Source organism: Streptomyces coacervatus (genome assembly GCF_029223485.1).
GTDB classification, from domain to species: Bacteria; Actinomycetota; Actinomycetes; order Streptomycetales; family Streptomycetaceae; genus Streptomyces; species Streptomyces coacervatus.
Genome location: NZ_JARHTP010000010.1, coordinates 253,791 through 271,879, shown reverse-complemented (window position 1 = coordinate 271,879; position 18,089 = coordinate 253,791). Strand labels below are relative to the sequence as shown.

General features: G+C 69.9%; 18 protein-coding genes. 9 read left to right on the top strand and 9 right to left on the bottom strand.

The features are described from left to right. Positions 1-25: 25 nt before the first annotated feature. From P2Q00_RS25585 to P2Q00_RS25575, 3 genes are all read right to left on the bottom strand, one after another. Positions 26-1,204, bottom strand: a complete 1,179-nt coding sequence (locus P2Q00_RS25585) for a 4-hydroxybenzoate 3-monooxygenase (RefSeq protein ID WP_275775055.1) — start codon at positions 1,202-1,204, stop codon at positions 26-28. A 112-nt stretch (positions 1,205-1,316) separates the two neighbouring features. Continuing rightward, positions 1,317-2,288 (bottom strand): arabinan endo-1,5-alpha-L-arabinosidase, encoded by a 972-nt coding sequence (locus P2Q00_RS25580; RefSeq protein ID WP_275775195.1) that lies wholly within the window; start codon positions 2,286-2,288, stop codon positions 1,317-1,319. Between the two features lie 123 nt (positions 2,289-2,411). After that, complete coding sequence (locus P2Q00_RS25575; protein ID WP_275775054.1) at positions 2,412-2,888, bottom strand: ATP-binding protein; 477 nt, start codon at positions 2,886-2,888, stop codon at positions 2,412-2,414. Positions 2,889-3,015: 127 nt separating this feature from the next. Between P2Q00_RS25575 and P2Q00_RS25570 the strand changes: the two genes are divergently transcribed. Beyond that, entirely contained in the window at positions 3,016-3,855 is an 840-nt protein-coding gene (locus P2Q00_RS25570) for a helix-turn-helix domain-containing protein (RefSeq protein WP_275775053.1), read from the top strand. After that, a complete protein-coding gene (locus P2Q00_RS25565) occupies positions 3,852-4,121 on the top strand; it encodes a DUF397 domain-containing protein (protein WP_275775052.1) in 270 nt (89 codons plus the stop codon). Before P2Q00_RS25570 ends, P2Q00_RS25565 begins: the two co-directional genes overlap by 4 nt. Here the strand turns inward: P2Q00_RS25565 and P2Q00_RS25560 are convergent. Further along, complete coding sequence (locus P2Q00_RS25560) at positions 4,084-5,055, bottom strand: ArsR/SmtB family transcription factor (RefSeq protein WP_275775051.1); 972 nt, start codon at positions 5,053-5,055, stop codon at positions 4,084-4,086. The genes P2Q00_RS25565 and P2Q00_RS25560 overlap by 38 nt on opposite strands. 168 nt (positions 5,056-5,223) lie before the next feature. Here P2Q00_RS25560 and P2Q00_RS25555 point away from each other — a divergent pair, with 168 nt between their 5' ends. Both P2Q00_RS25555 and P2Q00_RS25550 read left to right on the top strand, forming a co-directional pair. Further along, positions 5,224-5,850 carry a hypothetical protein gene (locus tag P2Q00_RS25555; protein ID WP_275775050.1) on the top strand — a complete coding sequence of 209 codons (627 nt, stop codon included), beginning with the start codon at positions 5,224-5,226 and terminating at the stop codon, positions 5,848-5,850. Positions 5,851-6,273: 423 nt separating this feature from the next. Further along, positions 6,274-7,044 carry an intradiol ring-cleavage dioxygenase gene (locus P2Q00_RS25550; RefSeq protein WP_275775049.1) on the top strand — a complete coding sequence of 257 codons (771 nt, stop codon included), beginning with the start codon at positions 6,274-6,276 and terminating at the stop codon, positions 7,042-7,044. A gap of 86 nt (positions 7,045-7,130) precedes the next feature. On the opposite strand, the gene P2Q00_RS25545 is transcribed toward P2Q00_RS25550, so the two are convergent. The 3 genes from P2Q00_RS25545 to P2Q00_RS25535 form a co-directional block, all read right to left on the bottom strand. Then, positions 7,131-7,781, bottom strand: coding sequence for a DUF4360 domain-containing protein (locus P2Q00_RS25545; protein ID WP_275775048.1), 651 nt, complete (start codon positions 7,779-7,781; stop codon positions 7,131-7,133). 205 nt (positions 7,782-7,986) lie between these two features. After that, positions 7,987-8,550 carry a TlpA family protein disulfide reductase gene (locus tag P2Q00_RS25540; protein ID WP_275775047.1) on the bottom strand — a complete coding sequence of 188 codons (564 nt, stop codon included), beginning with the start codon at positions 8,548-8,550 and terminating at the stop codon, positions 7,987-7,989. After that, the gene (locus P2Q00_RS25535; protein WP_275775046.1) at positions 8,547-8,996 is read right to left on the bottom strand and encodes a hypothetical protein; all 450 of its coding nucleotides are present in this window, start codon (positions 8,994-8,996) and stop codon (positions 8,547-8,549) included. Before P2Q00_RS25535 ends, P2Q00_RS25540 begins: the two co-directional genes overlap by 4 nt. Positions 8,997-9,113: 117 nt before the next feature. Here P2Q00_RS25535 and P2Q00_RS25530 point away from each other — a divergent pair, with 117 nt between their 5' ends. Beyond that, entirely contained in the window at positions 9,114-9,608 is a 495-nt protein-coding gene (locus tag P2Q00_RS25530; protein WP_275775045.1) for a DUF3515 family protein, read from the top strand. 3 nt (positions 9,609-9,611) lie between these two features. On the opposite strand, the gene P2Q00_RS25525 is transcribed toward P2Q00_RS25530, so the two are convergent. Further along, a complete protein-coding gene (locus tag P2Q00_RS25525) occupies positions 9,612-10,070 on the bottom strand; it encodes an RrF2 family transcriptional regulator (RefSeq protein ID WP_275775044.1) in 459 nt (152 codons plus the stop codon). A 91-nt stretch (positions 10,071-10,161) separates the two neighbouring features. On the opposite strand from P2Q00_RS25525, the gene P2Q00_RS25520 reads away from it, so the two are divergent. Then, complete coding sequence (locus P2Q00_RS25520; RefSeq protein ID WP_275775043.1) at positions 10,162-13,170, top strand: glycoside hydrolase family 35 protein; 3,009 nt, start codon at positions 10,162-10,164, stop codon at positions 13,168-13,170. Here the strand turns inward: P2Q00_RS25520 and arfA are convergent. Then, positions 13,167-14,678 (bottom strand): arabinosylfuranosidase ArfA, encoded by a 1,512-nt coding sequence (gene arfA, locus P2Q00_RS25515; RefSeq protein WP_275775042.1) that lies wholly within the window; start codon positions 14,676-14,678, stop codon positions 13,167-13,169. The genes P2Q00_RS25520 and arfA overlap by 4 nt on opposite strands. A gap of 201 nt (positions 14,679-14,879) precedes the next feature. On the opposite strand from arfA, the gene P2Q00_RS25510 reads away from it, so the two are divergent. From P2Q00_RS25510 to P2Q00_RS25500, 3 genes are read left to right on the top strand one after another with little or no spacing between them, the layout of a single operon-like run. Next, positions 14,880-15,443, top strand: coding sequence for a toxin-antitoxin system, toxin component family protein (locus P2Q00_RS25510; RefSeq protein ID WP_275775041.1), 564 nt, complete (start codon positions 14,880-14,882; stop codon positions 15,441-15,443). Between the two features lie 8 nt (positions 15,444-15,451). After that, positions 15,452-16,672 (top strand): MAB_1171c family putative transporter, encoded by a 1,221-nt coding sequence (locus P2Q00_RS25505; protein ID WP_425579627.1) that lies wholly within the window; start codon positions 15,452-15,454, stop codon positions 16,670-16,672. Then, a complete protein-coding gene (locus P2Q00_RS25500; protein ID WP_275775039.1) occupies positions 16,665-18,068 on the top strand; it encodes an NAD(P)/FAD-dependent oxidoreductase in 1,404 nt (467 codons plus the stop codon). The genes P2Q00_RS25505 and P2Q00_RS25500 overlap by 8 nt, the downstream gene beginning before the upstream one ends. The last annotated feature ends 21 nt before the right edge of the window (positions 18,069-18,089 follow it).

Below are 18,089 nucleotides of genomic sequence, written 5' to 3'. Positions count from 1 at the left end.
AGGTCCTGGGCTCAGAAGCCGTGGCTCAGATGCCGGTGTAGTTCTCGGCGAAGAAGTCCTGGTGCGAGCGGGAGGTGCGCAGGCTCTCCAGCCGGGCGTACTGGAGGGCCCGGCCGTACCGGGCTTCGGCTCCGTCGTCTTCGGCCGGGCCGTGCAGCAGGCCGCTCATCCAGTGCGAGAACTCATGGGCCCGCCAGACTCGGGGCAGGCAGTCCGCGGCGTACCGGGCGAGGTCCCGCTCGTCCCCGCGTGCCAGCGCCCCGTCGAGGGCCCGGGCGAGCAACTCGGCCTGGAGGACGGCGAGGTTGGCGCCCTTGGCGGCCGACGGGCTGATGAGCCCGGCGGCGTCACCGGCCAGCCACAACCGTCCGGCGCCGGGGGTGTCCAGCACGTCGGAGCGCAGGTCGACGACTGCCCTTTCCAGTACGGCGCCCTCGTGCAAGGGTCCGAACTCGGCGGTGCGCATCCGCGTCGCCAGCTCGGCCCAGATCCGTTCCTCGCTCCAGGCGGACGGATCGGTTCTGCGCGGGCACTGCAGGTAGTACCGGGTCACCGACTCCGTACGCGCCATATGTCCCGCGAACCCCCGCTCGTGCAGGGCGTATCCGACGGCCGCGAGGCTCGGCGGGGCCGCGACCAGCACCGCCAGCCAGGAGACTCCGTGGTCCCAGCGGGCCGTTCGCGTCCCGCGTGCCGCAAGGGCGCGGCGGGCGACACCCCGGGGCCCGTCGCAGCCTGCGACGTACCGCCCCGTCACCTCTTCGCCGCCGCGCACCCGCACCCGGCCCCCGGAGATCTCCTCGGCCTCGGCCTCGAACCGGAGCTCGCCGCCGCGCCGCAGATACTCGGCCACCAGGTCCCGTACCAGCTCCTGCTGCGGGTAGACGGTGTGCTCCTCGCCACGCCCCAGCCGCCCGTAGTCCAGGGTGAACTCCCCGCGGTCGCCGCGGAACAGACAGGTCCCGTGCGCCCGGCCCCGGGCCTGCACTCCGGCGCCCAGGCCGTTCTCGGTCAGCACCCGTACGGAGTGGGCGGCCAGGAAACCTGCCCTGGCCCGCCCTTCCACCGCCTCGCGTCCGCGCCGTTCCAGGATCACGCAGTCGACACCCCGGTCGAGCAGCAGATTGCCCAGAACCAGCCCCGCCGGGCCCGCCCCGACGATCACCACCCCGACCTGTGCCCCCGGGTCGAATCGTTTCCCCATGCCCGCCTCTGAAGTTGTGCTCTCGGCCAAGGGGTTTCATATCACCCGGATCTTCACGGAAGGTACATAAAACAGATGGATTACCCCGGATGGGTGGATACGCCGGGACGGTCTAGTACGCCACAGGCCAACCCGTGCTCCAGCTCAGCAAGTTGATGCCCAGCTTGGGTGTGCCGTTGTCGTTGCCGTCGTAATAGTGGTAGACGATCAGGTCGCCGTCGGAGTCGTTCATGATCGACTGCCCGCCGGGCCCGATGATGCTGCCGTGGGATTCCAGCACCGGCGTCCCGCCGTTGCTCATCATCGCGACGCCGCTCTTGTCGTAGTACGGCCCGGTGACGCCGGCGGCCCGCCCGACCTTCACCTTGTACGTCGAGCTGGTGCCCTGGCAGCAGACGTCGTACGAGGCGAAGAGGTAGTAGTAGCCGTTCCGCTTGACGATGTACGGCGCCTCGATCGCCTTCGTGCCCGTCGGGCGGGAGGCAATGGAGTACCGGGTGGCGTCGGAGGCGAGCTGCTTGCCGCTGCTCGGGTCGATCTGGATCATCTTGATCCCGGTCCACCAACTCCCGAACGACAGCCACCACTTGCCGTCGTCGTCCACGAACAGGTTCGGGTCGATGGCGTTGTAGTCGCTTGAGGTGGTGGAGGTGTAGACGGTGCCGTAGTCCGCCCAGGAGCCCGGCAGACCGGTCGACGAACCGGCAAGCCCGATCGCCGACCTGTTGGAGCCGAAGGTCGAAACCGCGTAGTACATCAGGAACTTGCCGCCGTGGTACGAGACGTCGGGCGCCCAGGCCTCCGTGGCGTACGACGACCACCAGCCCGGCTTGGCGGAGAAGGCGTCGCTGCCCGCCGTGAACGCGGTCCGGTCGGTGGAGGTCCTGTAGGCCAGGCCGCCACCCGTGGAGTAGAGCAGGTAGCGGCCGGCGGAGGTGCGGATCATCGTCGGGTCGTGGACTACGACGTCGCCCGTGACCGTCCCGGGGTTGGGGTACGCCGACGCCGTGCCGGGGACCAGGGCCAGCAGCACGGCGGCGGGGACGGCGAGCAGAGCGGTTCTCTTGCGCAGAGTGCGGGAGATACGGGAGGTGCGGGAGGTGGGGCTCACGCTGACGCTCCTTGAGTGGGGGTTCGGTCCGATTTGTTCGAATACCGATCGCCGATCAGAGCTTCGGGCGGACCGTAGAATCGAACCCCTTGCGCGTCAATGACCCGCGCGGCTTTTCGAAAGTGACAGCCATCCCGGCAGATCGACCTCCGCCCGGACGGTCTTGCCTGGCGGCGGCTGGCGGTCCAGCACCTCCCAACGGTCGGCGAGCGCGTCCACGAGAAGCAGTCCGCGGCCGGTCTCGGCGAGGAGGTGCGCGGGCGGCGGCAGGACGTGCGGGTGCCGTTCGGCGCGTGTGTCCGTGACCTCGATACGGACGCTGCCCGTGACGAGCGAGAGCCGCAGCTCGAAGTCCCGCCCGGGGACACGGCCGTGCGTGACGGCGTTGGCGGCGAGCTCGGCGACGATCAGCGCGACGGTGTCGGAGGGGTCACTGCCGTGCGGGATGCCCCAGGCGTGCAGCTGGTTCACGGCGAGGTGCCGGGCGAGGCGGGCGGCGCGGGGGGTGGCGGTCAGACGTTGAGCGAACGCACGTACGGTGACCGGGGGTTGGGGGGTGGGGAGGCCTGTCATAGGCCCAATTTGGCGGGTGGGGACGGCAGTTCACCAGGTGGACGGCGCGTACGCTGCGGGAGCGTACGCGGTAACGGGCTGGACAGTACCCGTCACCGGCCGTGACCATGGGCGCGGGAGGTGACCAATGGTGGTCGATGGTGCGGTGGGAACGGGTGGCGAGCCGGAGTCCTCCGACAGTCTGCGGACGTTCGGGGCTGTCGTCCAGGCCTTGCGGGAGCACAAGGGGTTGAGCCGGGAGGAGTTCGGGGACCTCGTGGGGCTCTCCAAACACACGGTGGCATCGATCGAGCAGGGGCGGCGCATGCCGGATCCGGACTTCGCGGAGCGAGCGGAGAAGGTACTCGGAAACACGGGTGCGCTACGGAAGGCCGCGCCGTGTCTGGCTCGGCAGCCCGGACTGGCGGCATGGTTTCGGCAGTGGGCGCGACTGGAGGCGACCGCGATCACGCTGTACACGTACGAATGCCGGTTGGTTCCGGGCCTATTGCAGACGGCGGCTTACGCGCAGACGCTGTTCACCAACCAGTTGCCGCCCCTGACCGACGAGCAGGTCGAGGCACAGTGGACGGCACGAGCGGAACGGCAACGACTGCTGCGGGAACTGCCGAACACGACGTTCAGCTTCATCCTCGAAGAGCAACTGTTCCTTCGGCATACGGGAGGCGTGGAAGTCACACGCGAACTCATCGATCACGTACTGGAGATCGCCGCGCTGCGGAACGTCGAGATCCAGATCATGCCGTTGGTGCAAGAGGCCCATGCAGGTCTGGCGGGCCCCATGCAGTTGCTGGAGACTCCGGAGAACAAGTGGTTCGCCTATTGCGAGGGCCAGCGCGGGGGCATGTTCGTCGCCGACTCAAAAGAGATCAGCGTGCTCCAGAGGCGGTATGCCAGGATGCGTTCGCAGGCTCTCACCCTCGAAGACTCCGTGAGCCTGTTGGAGCGGATGCGAGGAGCGCTATGAGCACGTCCGAACTGGCCTGGTTCAAGAGCAGCTACAGCAGCAGCGGCGACGGGGACTGCGTAGAAGTGGCCCTCGCCTGGCACAAGTCCAGCTACAGCAGCAGCGCATCCGGCGACTGCGTAGAGGTGGCCACCTGCCCCACCACCATCCACATCCGCGACTCCAAGAACAAGCAGGGCCCCCGCCTCACCCTCTCCTCCCCCGCCTGGGAAGGCTTCCTCACCCACCTCACCGCCCGTCCAGCAGGGCAAGCCCCAACGGCGTAACCGTATGCAGCACGACCCGCCCCGCCCGGCACGTGCTGAGTAGCCCCGCCTTCCTCAGGATGCCGACGTGGTGGCTGACGGTGGCCATGGCGACGCCCGTGTCCTGCGCGAGTTCGGTCGTCGTCACGCCGCGACCGGCCACCGATTCGAGGATCTCGGCGCGGGTGCGGCCGAGGAGCGCGTCCAGGGAACGTAGCCCCGGAGCCGTGCTCAACGCGCCCTCGTGCACCATGGGATAGACGACGACGCACGGCAGCGTCGGGTCCTTGAGCAACGTCGGCCTGCGCCAGCAGAAGTACGACGGGAGTACGAGGAGCCCGCGCCCTTCGAGGTGGACGTCACGGTCGACACCCAGACCCCTGACCTCCAGGACCGGTCGCCGCCAGACGAGCCCAGGATGCAGGGTGTTGAGCAGTCCGCCGAGGCCGCCCTCGGCCAAGTGGCGGGTGTGCGCGGCGCGTTCGGCGTCGAAGCGGGCGCGGACGCGGCTCCACCAGGGGGCCAGCGCGGTCGCGAAGTAGTGCCGGTACAAGCGCCCGAGGTAGGTGACGGCGCCCATGTCACCGTCAGCTAGGAGCCGAGCCCAGGAGGGCAACGGGCGGCCACCGAGGGCCAGTTCGGCCAGATCGCGCCCGAGCCGCTGCCGCGGGGTGGACAGCAGGGCGCCGATACCGGCATCTAGTCCGTCCGTACCGGCGGCCGGGGTGAGGAAGTCCGCCGAGTAGCCGACGGGTGGCGCGAGACGGAGCAACTCGCCGACGGGGGCGGGCAGTTGGCGGCGTACCGTATGACGCCAGCTGCCGAAGACGAGGGACGCGGTATCCCTCTCCTGCAGCATGTGCATGCTGAGCAGCGCTTCCCACATGGGGTCGGGGGCCTGTGCCAGCCGGATCCGGGCGAGGTCGTCGTCGGTGAAGTGAATGCGTACCGCCATGTTCCACATGCTGGGCGGTCCGGCGCCGCTTGCCATCCTCAGAGTTCATGGGGTGGCGCGTACACAGCCGACCCTCAGCCCGGGGGCTCCACTCTTTCTTCACTCTCCCCAGGTCAACTGGAGGCAATATCAGGGAAGTTGGGAAGCGCTTTCCGTAAAGTTCCGTACATGCTCAAGAAGATCATTCTTCCCTTCATCGCGGCGATAGCGATGGTCGCCGGGCTGTCCGCACCCGCGCAGGCCGCCGACTTCAAGTGGCACAGCCACCCCTACGAGGTCTACTACACCGCGACCTCGCCTCTCGGGGTGTGCATCCTGGTCGACGCACACGGGACCATCCGCTTCTACAGCAGGGTGGTGACCGGCGGCTACGACGAGATCCAGGTCCACAAGGTTCAGCTCGACAAGCCGACGATGTATGTCCAGAGCTGGAACAACTGCGGCCGGAACAGCCACGCCGTCAAGCTCAGCAAGATCACCCAGAGCCAGGTCTGGTACAACTACAGCTGCTCCAACAACTGGCAGCTCTCGGCGGGCACCGGCTGGTTCGGCGGGGTCGGGTACACACGCAGCTGCGGCAACAAGCAGCGAGCGGGGCGGACCACGACCGACAACAACACCTCGCTGTCCATTCAGCACAACACCGGGTACCACGCCACCCTGTCCCACCACTTCCTGATCGACGAGCAGACGGGCAAGATCTGCGAGAACGTGGATCTGGCCGCGACGATCCACCGGAACGGCGACAACGACTACTTCATCAAGACCTTGCACCCCTGCGTGCTGGGCCACTGACGCCCACCCGTTCCATGGCCGGTTCCGATCCTCGGAACCGGCCATGGCCATGTCGAGCAGAAATCGTCTCAGCACTCCTCGACGGAGCTGACCTGGTCGCGGACGGGCGAGGACAGGTCGCCGGGTCCCCCGAGGCGGGCGCCGCCTGCGCGGGCGCGGTCACGCCGCCGAGCATGGCGGCGCTGCCGACGAGTGCGGCCAGCCCGAGGGCGATACGGCTCTTGCGGATGGTCATGGTGTTCGTCCTTTCCCCGTTGCTTGCACGAACGAGGACCACCCTGCCGCCGGGGCGACCCTGCACGCACGCCCCTTCGAACTGGATCGAATCCGCCGCGCCGACGTGACCGGCAAGAAACTTGACGACCCGTCACTTTGCCAAACTGACAGCTCATGAACAGCAGCCCTCCCTACCGTGCCGTGTCCATGACAGACACTTCAGAACCGGCCGAGCCCGTCATCGGGCGCAGAGCCGTACTCATCGCCACGGGCGCCACGGCCGCAACGCTCGCCGTCGCCGCCACCGCGCACGACGCCCCCACCACCGTGAACACGGCCGACACCGCCCCCGTCGCCGCGGCAGCGGTCTGCACCCTCACCAAGGAGATGACCGAAGGCCCCTACTACCTCGACGGGGCGCTCGTCCGCTCCGACATCACGGAGAGCAAGCCGGGCATCCCCCTCAAGCTCGCCCTCACCGTCGTGAACTCCGCCTGCACCGTCATCCCGAAGGCCCTGGTGGAGATCTGGCACGCCGACGCGCTCGGCGAGTACTCCGGCTACGTCGGCAGCAACGGCCACAACGAGTCGGACGACGGGACCTTCCTGCGCGGCGGCGTACTGACGAACTCCTCGGGCGTCGCCAACATCACCACGATCTACCCCGGCTGGTACCGCGGCCGCTGCATCCACATCCACGTCAAGGTGCACACGGGCGTCACCCTGACCTCCGACGGCTCGTTCACCGGCGGCACGGAACTCCACACGGGCCAGCTCTTCTTCGCCGAGACCGTCACCACCAAGGTGGCCGCGATCTCGCCGTACTCGACGAACACGGTCACCCGCACCACCCTCTCCCAGGACTCGATCTACGACGGCGGAGGCGCCGCATCCGGCCTCCTGACCCTCACCGCCCTGGGCAGTTCGACCTCGTCCGGCTACACCGGCACGCTGACGCTGGGCGTCGACGAGAGCTGACCACCCTCTCCCCCCACACAGGGGTGGCCCGCACTGACGCGGGCCACCCCTTCGCGCATGTCATTCGCGCATGTCATTCGCGCATGTCAGTGGCTGGGGCACTCCTTCCACGCCAGGTGGTACACCGTGCTGATGTCCCCGTCCGTCGAGTCCATCGTCATGAAGCTGACCTTGTCGGGGGAGGTGGAGCCGGCGGCCACCCGCAGCTCCGTGTTGATGTTGAAGTTGCGCTCGACTCCGCAGGGGGCCCAGACCAGTTGGGCCCAGTCGGTGGAGTCCGTGGCCTGCCAGTTGTCGTCGATGGGGCCGCTGAAGGGATGGGTCCTCTGCGCCGTGTTCGGGGAGCCCTGGAAGTAGTACGAGGCTTTCTGGGTGCCGCTGGCTCCGGACTGGAGCGAGGCGAAGCCCCGGTAGTCGGCGCTGGCGATGGCGTAGGTGAAGCCCTGCGGGACATGGACGATCAGGTTGAGCTGGCAGTTCTTGCGGAAGGCCGTGGGGTCGGAGCCGCCGCCCGCCTTGGCGAGGTAGGCGCTGTAGGTGACCGTGAAGGCCGTGTTGTCCGGGGACACGGCGACCGCGGTGGTGCCCTGAGGGCAGCCGGAGCCGTTCACCGTGGCGACCTTGATGATGATCTTGTCCGGGGGCGGGTCGTCGAACCCGCCCGACGGGGTGTGCGCGGGTATCGCGGTGGTGAGCAGAGCGGCAACCGCGCCGCTCATGAGGAGTCCACCAGGCATGGTCTCTCCGGTTCTGTGAGTGGGGGGTGGCGCGCCCCGACCGACCAAGGACCCGAAGAACCCTTTGAGAAAACAGTGGGGATCCTGTGAAGGCGCGAGGCGATCGAATCGTAGGAAGGCGCACACGAACCAGTCAGGGCGAACTCAAGCCATTCACAGTTGCGGATTTCACATCGGCGTCAGCACCCGCTGAGCTGGGGATCCCTCACAGCAACGGCGCGATGGTCTTCGTAAGCTGCGCTTCCGTCACCGCTCCCATCCGCGCCGCCGCGACCTTCCCGGACCGGTCGACGACGATGGTGAACGGAATCCCCTGCGTGTTCACCAAACCCCGCGGCAGCCTCAGCAGCTGCCTTCCCGAGGGGTCGTGCAGCGACCGGTAGTCCAGCTTGTACTGCTTCTGGAAGGCGAGGCCCGCGGCCCGGTCGCCGTCGTTGTCGAGACCCAGTATGCGCAGCCCACGGGCGCCGTACTTCTTCTGGATCTTCTTCAGCTCGGGTGCCTCCAGCCGGCAGGGGCCGCAGGTGGAGGCCCATGCGTTGATCAGGACGAGCTTGCCCCGGTAGTCGGACAGGCTGACCTTGCCGCCCTCCAGCGAGGGCCCGGAGAGGTCCGGGACGGCGGGCCGCTGTCCCTCCTTCCAGGTCCTCGTGAGCGGATCCCCCGGAGTGGTGTCGCTGATCGGCGCCGTGGAGGTACAGCCGGTGAGGGCGGCACAGGCCGCCGCGGTCACCATGAACATGCGTCGGGTGTTGTGTTGCTTCGTCATCGGGCGGCCAGCCCCCCGTGCAGTTCGTCCAGCACGACCTCCAGGCTCCCCGACCGCCATACGCACAGCAGCCACGCGGCGGGCAGCTGGAGCGTGAACAGTGCGAGGGTCGCCATGAAGAAGGCCGCGTCCACCGGCGCCCCGTCGCCGGCGACCCAGGCCGCAACGCCCCAGCAGACCAGCAGCGCCGCCAGGTAGACCGACCCGTCGACCAGCATCACGCGCCAGCGAGGCAGGGGATCCATCAGACGCCGGGCCAGGGTGAGGGACACGGTGGCGGCGCCCAGGAAGACCCCCTGCCACGGCTCCTTCAGCCAGAACGAGGCCCACATCCCGAGGCCTCCGGAAGCGGCCGACCAGGCCAGGTCGACGGCCGCGCCGATCAGCCAGGACACAACGACGACGGTGAGGGCGTACGAAACAGCACCCCGCCAAGTGACAGTCACGTCACTCCCCCTTTCGTCGGCGGGCCCCAACTGCGGCCCGCCACACGATCATTGTGCTCCCCGGCGTTCCGGGAACCGGGTCCGGGGTCGGCGGCGGTCCGTCCTAATGTTCTGTCCATGCCGTCGATACGCCTGCGTCCCACCCGACTCGCCCTGACAGTGGGCGCAGGCGTCCTCGCCGCCGGCGCCGCGCTCACCGCCTACGTCCTCACGGCCCCCGACGCCGACGCGGGCATCACCCCCGCCAGGGCCTCCGGTGCACCGCACTGCCACCGCATCGCCGACAGCGCCCCCGCCTCCCTCGGCGGCTTCTCCCGCCGGGACAGCAGCCTGCCCGGGGTCGCCGTCTGGGGGGACCGGGACATCATCCTGCGCTGCGGAGTGACACCGCCCGGGCTGACCGGCAACCCCTGTTTCGCGGTCGACGGCGTGGACTGGGTCTACGACGAGGCACAGTCCACCCACGGCCGGAAGGTCGTCGTCACCTACGGCCGCAACCCGGCCACCCAGGTCGTCTTCGACAGCCCGGGCCAGACCGACGCGGCCCTGATCGACCTTTCCCGCCTTGTCGCCCCCGTCCGGCAGACGACCCGCTGCCTGGCAGCCCAGTGACCGCTACGGGTTCTCCCACGCCGCCGGTTCCGCCGCCAGTTCCCGTACCGGCTCCGGCAGGGCGTCCGCCGCGATGTCGGCGATGGTGACGCCCTCCAGGATGCGGCGGACATTGGCCCGCAGGGCGATCCACAGCGGCAGCAGCGGCTGTGCGGACCCCGTGTACTCCAGGCCCGTGGGCCGCTCCCCGCGCACGGACACGATGGGGCCGTCGACGGCCCGGATCACATCCGCGACCGTGATCTTCGCGGCCTCGCGGGCCAGCCGGTAGCCGCCGCCTCCCCCGCGCCGGCTGTCGACGATGCCGCCGCGCCGCAGGTCGCCGAGGATCCCCTCCAGGAACTTGTGCGGAATGTCCTGCGTGGCCGCGATGGCCTCCGCTTTCACCGGCCCGTCGTCGCCCCGGACCGCGAGTTCAAGAACCGCCCGTACCGCGTAATCCGCCCGTGCCGAGATCCTCATACGACCATTGTGCTGGCTGCGGCCGTACACAATGGCCTCGCACAATGACCTCACACGTGCCGCCGACCGACCGTCACGACGGGAGGCTCCCTTGGGGCTCAGCAGACGTACCTTCAGCGCCCTCGCCGGCAGCACGGCCCTCGGCCTGGCACTCGGCGGCAGCGGCGCCATGACCTGCGCCTATGCCGCCCAGACCGCCCCCACGGGCCCGCCGCCGGGCACGCCGGGCGCGGACGGGCGGCGGCACACGGTCGGCTTCGACCGGTACTCGCTCGTCGTCGACGGCAGACGGCTGGTCGTCTGGTCGGGCGAGATGCACCCCTTCCGGCTGCCGAGCCCGTCCCTGTGGCGCGACATCCTGCAGAAGATGCGGGCCCACGGCTACAACACGGTCAGCATCTATGTGTCGTGGAACTACCACTCCCCCGCCCCGGGACGGTACGACTTCACCGGTATCCGCGATCTGGACCTGTTCCTGCGGATGGCGAGCGAGACCGGTCTGTATGTCATCCTCCGGCCCGGTCCCTACATCAACGCCGAGATCGACGGCGGCGGCTTCCCGGGCTGGCTGACGGCCACCGAGGGCAGGGCCCGGACCTCGGACCCGACGTATCTGTCGCATGTCGACGAGTGGCTGACCCAGGTGAACGCCGTCGTCGCCCGGCACCTGTACACCAAGGGCGGCGGGACGGTCCTGCTCTACCAGATCGAGAACGAGTACGACGCGTACGTCACCGAGCCGACCGGCCGCGACTACATGGCCCACCTGTACAAGAAGGTCCGGGCCGACGGCATCGACGTACCGCTCTTCCACAACGACAAGGGCAGAAACGGGTACTGGATCCCCGACTCCTTCGACACGGGCGGCGAGCAGGGGCGTTGGCTGTACGGCTTCGACGGCTATCCCTCGCCCACCCTGGCCCCGCCCGACTGGGGGCACTTCGGCATCGGCGGGGTCAAGGGCGGCGCGACCGCGAGTCCCCGAACCCCCGGTTTTGTACCGGAGTTCGGGGGCGGCTGGTTCGATCCATGGGGCGGCGCCTGGTTCGAGGGGAAGGGGTACGCGGAGTCGCGGCGGCTGCGGGACGCGGCGTACGAGCGGCGCTTCTACCTCACCAACCTCGCCAACGGCATCACGCTGCACAGCGTCTACATGACCTTCGGCGGCACCTCGTGGGGCTGGCTGCCCGCGCCGGTCGTCTACACGTCGTACGACTACGGGGCGGCCATCGACGAGGGCCGGCAGCCGACCGACAAGCTGATCCCCATGCACCAGCTGGGGCATCTGCTGCGGTATGTGCCGGACCTCGCCAAGCTGGACCGCGCGGCGGATGCCGCGGGACATGTCGGGGGGCATGCCGGGGCGGAGGTCACGGCGGACGGGCTGAAGGTGTATCACCTGACCAATCCCGACACCGGCGCCCATGTGTACGTCCTGCGCAATGACGGCGAGGTGCCGGTCGACTCCGTCCTGTCCGTCGCCGGGACCGACCTCCCCATCGCCGTCCCGGCACAGGACGCGCGGCTGTTGGCCGCCGGGATCAGGCTGGGGCGGCGCAGGCTGCGGTACTCCAACGCCCAGCCCATGCTGGCCCTCACTGCCGGGCGGCAGGAGATCGCCGTGCTCACCGGGCGGCGGGGGGAGGCGACGGTGACCGCGCTGGAGTGCGCGAGCCTGCCGACGGTCAGGGTGCTGGAAGGGGAGGGCGAGCACTCGTACGAGGACGGGTTGCTGCGTATCGAGGCCCAACTGGACGGACTGACAAGGGTGTTGGTCAGCGGCGGCGGCAGCTCCACCCCGCTCCTCCTGCTCCTCGCCGACGACGAGACCTCCGTACGGCTGTGGCCGCGCGACACCCCGTCCGGCCAGGTGCTGGTGTACGGGCCCGCCCTGCTGCGGACCGCGGCCGTCGACGGGACGGCGGTCCGGCTGACCGGGGACACGATTCAGGCCGCCGAGCTGGAGGTGTGGGGGCCGCGCGGCATCGGCGAAGTCACTTGGAACGGACGGGAGTTGAAGGCCGGCACGACCTCCTCCGGCAGCCTGCGGGGCGCGCAGCCGCTGGCCGGTGTCGGGGCGGTCGCGCTGCCCGCACTGCGCACCGGCTGGCGTCGGAAGGCGGAGAACCCGGAGTCCGCGCCCGGCTTCGACGACTCCTCCTGGACGCCCGCCGACAAGGCCACCTCCTACAGCACCACACCCGTCCCCGCCGGACAGCCCGTGCTCTTCGCCGACGACTACGGTTTCCACTACGGCGATGTCTGGTACCGCGGCCGCTTCCCCGACGCGACCGGCGCCGAGTCCGTGTCGCTCGCCTACAGCACGGGCACGCAGGGGTTGCTGATGGCATGGCTGGACGGGCGGCCGCTGGGCACGCACCGGATGCCCGTACCGGACAACAAGACGGTACGGAAAGGGAGTTGGGCGGCCACGGCGGTCTTCTCCGTCCCGGAGGCACTGCGCACGGACGAACCGCATGTCCTGTCCGTCCTCGTCCGCCGGATGCAGCGCGACCAGGACGGCAAGACGCAGGACACGCACAAGACGGCACGCGGGCTGACGGCGGTCACCTTCGCGGGGGCCGCCCCGCAGGTGAGCTGGCGGCTGCAGGGCGAGGCGGCGCCCGATCCGGTGCGCGGGCCGCAGAACAACGGCGGGCTGTACGGGGAGCGCGGCGGCTGGCATCTGCCGGGGCACGGCGACGGCGGCTGGGAGGCCGTGCAGCTGCCGCGGGCCGACCGGGGACAGGGGGTGACCTGGTACCGGACGTCCTTCCGGCTGGCGGTGGACGCCGGCACCGACGCCTCCATCGGGCTGGTCCTCGACGACGACCCGGGCCGCGCCTACCGCGTCCAGATCTTCCTGAACGGCTGGAACATGGGCCAGTACATCAACGACGTAGGCCCACAGCACACCTTCGCGCTCCCGAACGGGATCCTGCGCACACGTGGTTCCAACACACTCGCCCTGGCCGTCCTGTCCGACGGGACCACACCGTCGGGGCCTTCGGACGTACGGCTGACGCTGCTGGGGGCCGCGGCCGGAGGAGTACCGGTGGCACCGGTGGCCTCCCCCGGCCGATCGGTGGACAGGCCCTAGGCCAGCCTGATCACGTTCCAGGACAGCGGTTCCAGTACGGCGGTGAGGGTGCCGTCCGCGAGTGCGGTGCCCTCGACCGTGTGCGGGGCGACCCGCTCGGGGTCGTCGAGGGTGTTCCGCGCGTCCGGGTCGGCGTCCGCGAGGGCGCTGTGCTCGACGACCGAGCTCAAGTCCAGGCCGTTCAGGGCGACTTCGAGCAGGAGCGCCTCGGTGCGGCTGCGGTTGACGGCGAAGACGGTGACGGTGCCGTCCTCGGCGCGCACGGCGGTGGCGTGCAGGAGGTCGGCCTCGCCGTACTTCTTCGTCTCGTACGTCGGTGAGTCCACGCGGACGTCGAGGACCTGGCCGCGGCCGTACTGCGAGGCCTGCGCGAAGGGGAAGAAGGTCGTCTGGCGCCAGGCCGGGCCGCCGGGCTCGGTCATGATCGGCGCGATGACATTGACGAGCTGGGCGAGACAGGCGACGGTGACGCGGTCCGCGTGCCGCAGCAGGGCGATGAGGAGCGAGCCGAAGACGACGGCGTCGGTGACGCTGTAGTTGTCCTCCAGGAGGCGGGGGGCCTCCGCCCAGTCCCGCGCGCCGGAGTTCTCGATCGCGTGCCACTCCGAGATGTACCAGACGTTCCACTCGTCGAAGGAGAGGTTGATCTTCTTCTTGGACTTCAGCCTGGCGCCCACGTGATCACAGGTGGCGACCACGTTCTCGATGAAGGACTCCATGTCGACGGCGGAGGCCAGGAAGGAGTCGACGTCGCCGTCCTCGGGCTGGTAGTAGGCGTGCAGGGAGATGTGGTCGACGAGGTCGTACGTCTCCTCCAGGACCGTCGCCTCCCACGCGGCGAAGGTCGGCATGGACTGGCTGGAGGAGCCACAGGCGACGAGTTCGACGCCCGGGTCGATCTGGCGCATCGCGCGGGCGGTCTCGGCGGCGATCCGGCCGTACTCCTGGGCGGTCTTGTGGCCGGTCTGCCAGGGGCCGTCCATCTCGTTGCCCAGGCACCAGAGGTTGATGCCGAAGGGGTCCTTGTCGCCGTGCGCGGCACGGAGGTCGGACAGGGCCGTGCCGGCGGGATGGTTGGCGTACTCCTGGAGTTCGAGGGCCTCGGCGACGCCCCGGGTGCCGAGGTTGAGGGCCATCATGGGCTCGGCCTGGGGGCCGACCTTCTTCAGGAAGGCGATGTACTCGGAGAGGCCGAAGCGGTTCGACTCCGTCGAGCGCCAGGCGAGGTCCAGCCTACGGGGGCGTGATTCGGCGGGGCCGACCGAGTCCTCCCACTTGTAGCCGGAGACGAAGTTGCCGCCCGGGTAGCGGATGGCGGTGACGCCGAGTTCGCGGACCAGGTCCAGGACATCCTGGCGGAGGCCTGCCTCGTCGGCGGTGGGGTGGTCCGGTTCGAAGATGCCGGTGTAGACGCAGCGGCCGAGGTGTTCGACGAAGGATCCGAAGAGACGGGGGTTGACCTTGCCGGTGGTGAAGGCGGGGTCGAGGGTGAAGCGGGCGGTGCGCATTTTTTCCTTTCTAGGGTTCAGATTTGTCTGCGGGTCCTGTTCGGTATATCGAAATATGCTCGTAACTTCGAACGGGACCGTAGGCAGGAAGCGCTTGCCAGTCAATGGGTCGGGCAGGACTTTCCGGCCAACGAGACCGTTCCAGGTTGAACGACGGCGTAGGCTCGGACGGCCTGTCGTGCGGCGTCAGAAGGGGGAGCGATGGACATCGCGGCCGGGCTGCGGCGTTCGCGGAGGGTCTCCGGGATGCGGAAGCTGACGAAGTCCCTCGCTGCGGCGATGCGGGCCAGACCTCGCCCTCCGGCCGACGTACGGGAGCTGTGCCGGGCGCTGTGCGAGGAGATGGGCGTGCTGCGCGGCGGGCGGGCGGTCGAGCTGCGCTTCGAGCGGTTCCCCGACGAGCTCGAAGTCACCGGGCTGTGGGTGGAGTTCCAGGACTTCGACCTGGTCATCGTCGAGGAGCGGGCCGAGGCGGTGCAGCAACTGGTCATCCTCGGCCATGAGTTGTGGCATCTGCACGCCGGGCACAACCATCACCATGTGGCGGGCGCGGCGCTGGCCGACCGGCGGGCGTGGACCGGCATGGCACTGTCGGTGGCCGCGCGGGACGGTTCCCGCGTCGCGGACGAGGCGGAGGCCGACGACTTCGGGCACCGGCTCGCCGGCGCCTTCCGGCCGCTGCTGCCGGGGCACGGCGCGGCCCCGGAGCCCGGCCCCGTGCAGCGTTCGCTGGGCTACCGCAGAGGCTGGAGGGCAACGGGGTGAGCACTCGGCTGGCGCTCGACCCCTCCGGCCTCCTCGGCGAGGTGTACATCTCGTTCTGGATCCCCGCCGCCGTCCTGACCACCGCCCTGGCGATCAAGCTGCCCAGCATCCTCAAGCTGTGGCGGGACCCGCTGCTGCGTGCCGTCGGCGGCCTGCTGCTGTTCGCCTGCGCGGTGTTCGCCTTCGCGGCTCCGGGCACCATCGCCTGGACCAACCGGGTCACCGGCGTGCCGAACATCGCCGCGCCCTGGGTGTACTCCCTGCTCACCGCGCTGTCCGCGTCCTGGCTGCTGCTGGTCGTGCACTGGCGCAACGGCCACACCGACCGCCGGGAGCAGACGCGGCGCGCGACCCGCTGGGTGGTCTGCGTCTACGCGGCCGTGGTCATCGCCCTCTGGGTGCTGTTCGCGCTCGCCGACGTGCCCGTGGAACAGACCCGGAACCTGGACACCTACTACGCCGGTACGCCGTTCATGCGCGAGGAGATCCTGCTCTATCTCACCGCGCACACCGTGGCCTGCACGATCACGACCCGGCTTGTGTGGAACTGGATCCGCACCGACGGCCTCGACGCCTGGCTGCGCTGGGGGCTGCGGTTCCTGGGCATCGGTTACGCGACGAACCTGCTCTTCAGCGCGGCGAAGTTCACGGCGGTGGTGGCCCGTTGGACCGGTCACGACCTGGACTGGCTGAACGCCAACATCGCACCGTCGGCCGCCTGTATCGCCGCCACGTTCGTCGCGATCGGCTTCATCGTCCCGCACGCCGGCCAGTACCTTCAGGACCGCTGGCTGGTGCGCCGCCGGCACCGGGAGCTCAAGCCGCTCGCCCGGCTGATGCGGACCGTCGTGGGCAGCCGCGAACCGCTCGCCCTGCGCGCCACCGCGGAGCTGCGCCTGATCCGCCGCGAGACATACATCCGCGACGCGCTCCTGCAGCTGTCGAGGTTCCTCGACGAGGACCTGCGCGGCCGGACCTACGAGGCCGCTCTCGCCCTCGGCCACGAACGCGGCCGGGCGCAGGCCCTCGCCGCCGCCGTGACCATCCTGCAGGCCGTGGAGACCGGACGGCACGCTCCGGACGGCGACGGCGGCACGGGCGAGCCCGACACCTCGTATCTCCTCCAGGAGATCCAGGCCGTTTCCGAGGTCCTGCGCCACCCCGACGAGATCAAGGCGGTACGCACCCTCGCGGCCGTCCCGGCAGAGAGCATGTCCACGCATGACTGAACGTCCCTCCCCCGCCAGAGTCGCCGTCGTCCTGGGGGGATCCCATACCGGCATGCTCACGGCCGGTGCCCTGGCCGGCCTCGCCGACCGGGTCGTCGTCGTGGAACGCGACGAGCTGCCCAGGGCACCCGCGCCCCGCAAAGGACTCCCGCAGGCCGGGCACGCCCACATGCTCTGGTCGGGCGGGGTACGGGCGATGGAGGAACTGCTGCCGGGCATCACCGAGGCGCTCCTGGCCGCCGGGGCGCGCCGGGCGCCGGTCACCACGGACGTGGTCGCGCTCTCGGCGCACGGCTGGTTCCGGCGCTGGCCCGAGTCGCACCATGTCGTCCTGGCCGGGCGGGACCTGCTGGACGCGACGGTCCGGGCGCATGTCCTCGCGGACGAGCGCGTCGAGGTGCTGGAGGGCACGGAGGTGCTGGGGCTCGCGGGCGGCGCGGAGGCCGTCACCGGCGTCCGGGTGCGCGCACGCGACGGCCGGGAGCGGACCCTCGATGCGGGCATGGTCGTGGACGCCACCGGCCGTGGCTCCGGAGCGCCCCGCTGGCTCGCGGCCCTCGGACTGCCCGAGCCGGAGCGCCGCCAGGTCGACACCGGTCTCGCCTACGCCAGCCGGCTCTACCTCGCGCCCGACCTGGCCCGCGACGGTTTCCCCGTGGTCAACGTGCAGCCGGACCCGCGGGACGGCAACCCCGGCCGGGCGGGCTTTCTGCTGCCCATCGAGAACGGCCGCTGGATCGTCACCCTCAACGGCACCCGCGGGGGCGAACCGAGTTCCGCGGGCGACGACTTCCTCCCGTTCGCCCGCGAGCGGCTGCGCCACCCGCTCATCGGCGACCTCCTCGCGCGGGCCGAGCCGCTGTCCGACGTCGCCTTCACCCGCGCCACCGTCAACCGCCGGTACTTCTACGAACGGATGCCTGCCTGGCCCGACAACTTCACGGTCCTCGGTGACGCGCTGGCCGCGTACAACCCCGTCTACGGTCATGGGCTGGCCGTGGGCGCACAAAGCGCGCTGCTTCTGCGGGAGTTGACGCGGCGGCACGGCTTCGGTGCGTCCGGCCTGTCCCGGCGCGTCCAGAAGGCGGTCGCCCGGCCGGTCGGAGCGGCCTGGGACTTCGCCATAGGACAGGACGTGTTCTATCCGGGGGCGACGGAGGACGGGCCGACGCTGCGGGACCGGGTCGTGGCCGCGTATGTGTCCCGGCTCATGCACACGGCCACGGGGAACGGGCGGATCGCCCGCCGCGTGACGGATGTGACGTCCCTGGAGCGGCGGGCGGAGGTGCTGCTGGCACCGTCCGTTCTGCTGGCGGCGCTGGTGGGGCCGTTGAAGCCTGCGTTGGCCGGACCGCCTTTGACTGCCGAGGAGTTGAAGAAGGCGGGGTTGCAGTAGCCCCTGGGCCGGTCGCCGGTC

What these genes read in the sequence shown, in the direction of transcription:
- P2Q00_RS25585 (WP_275775055.1), bottom strand. Translation starts at nt 1,204, where the DNA reads ATGGGGAAACGATTCGACCCGGGGGCACAGGTCGGGGTGGTGATCGTC.
- P2Q00_RS25575 (WP_275775054.1), bottom strand. Translation starts at nt 2,888, where the DNA reads ATGACAGGCCTCCCCACCCCCCAACCCCCGGTCACCGTACGTGCGTTC.
- P2Q00_RS25570 (WP_275775053.1), top strand. Translation starts at nt 3,016, where the DNA reads ATGGTGGTCGATGGTGCGGTGGGAACGGGTGGCGAGCCGGAGTCCTCC.
- P2Q00_RS25565 (WP_275775052.1), top strand. Translation starts at nt 3,852, where the DNA reads ATGAGCACGTCCGAACTGGCCTGGTTCAAGAGCAGCTACAGCAGCAGC.
- P2Q00_RS25560 (WP_275775051.1), bottom strand. Translation starts at nt 5,055, where the DNA reads ATGGCGGTACGCATTCACTTCACCGACGACGACCTCGCCCGGATCCGG.
- P2Q00_RS25555 (WP_275775050.1), top strand. Translation starts at nt 5,224, where the DNA reads ATGCTCAAGAAGATCATTCTTCCCTTCATCGCGGCGATAGCGATGGTC.
- P2Q00_RS25550 (WP_275775049.1), top strand. Translation starts at nt 6,274, where the DNA reads ATGACAGACACTTCAGAACCGGCCGAGCCCGTCATCGGGCGCAGAGCC.
- P2Q00_RS25545 (WP_275775048.1), bottom strand. Translation starts at nt 7,781, where the DNA reads ATGCCTGGTGGACTCCTCATGAGCGGCGCGGTTGCCGCTCTGCTCACC.
- P2Q00_RS25540 (WP_275775047.1), bottom strand. Translation starts at nt 8,550, where the DNA reads ATGACGAAGCAACACAACACCCGACGCATGTTCATGGTGACCGCGGCG.
- P2Q00_RS25530 (WP_275775045.1), top strand. Translation starts at nt 9,114, where the DNA reads ATGCCGTCGATACGCCTGCGTCCCACCCGACTCGCCCTGACAGTGGGC.
- P2Q00_RS25525 (WP_275775044.1), bottom strand. Translation starts at nt 10,070, where the DNA reads ATGAGGATCTCGGCACGGGCGGATTACGCGGTACGGGCGGTTCTTGAA.
- arfA (WP_275775042.1), bottom strand. Translation starts at nt 14,678, where the DNA reads ATGCGCACCGCCCGCTTCACCCTCGACCCCGCCTTCACCACCGGCAAG.
- P2Q00_RS25510 (WP_275775041.1), top strand. Translation starts at nt 14,880, where the DNA reads ATGGACATCGCGGCCGGGCTGCGGCGTTCGCGGAGGGTCTCCGGGATG.
- P2Q00_RS25500 (WP_275775039.1), top strand. Translation starts at nt 16,665, where the DNA reads ATGACTGAACGTCCCTCCCCCGCCAGAGTCGCCGTCGTCCTGGGGGGA.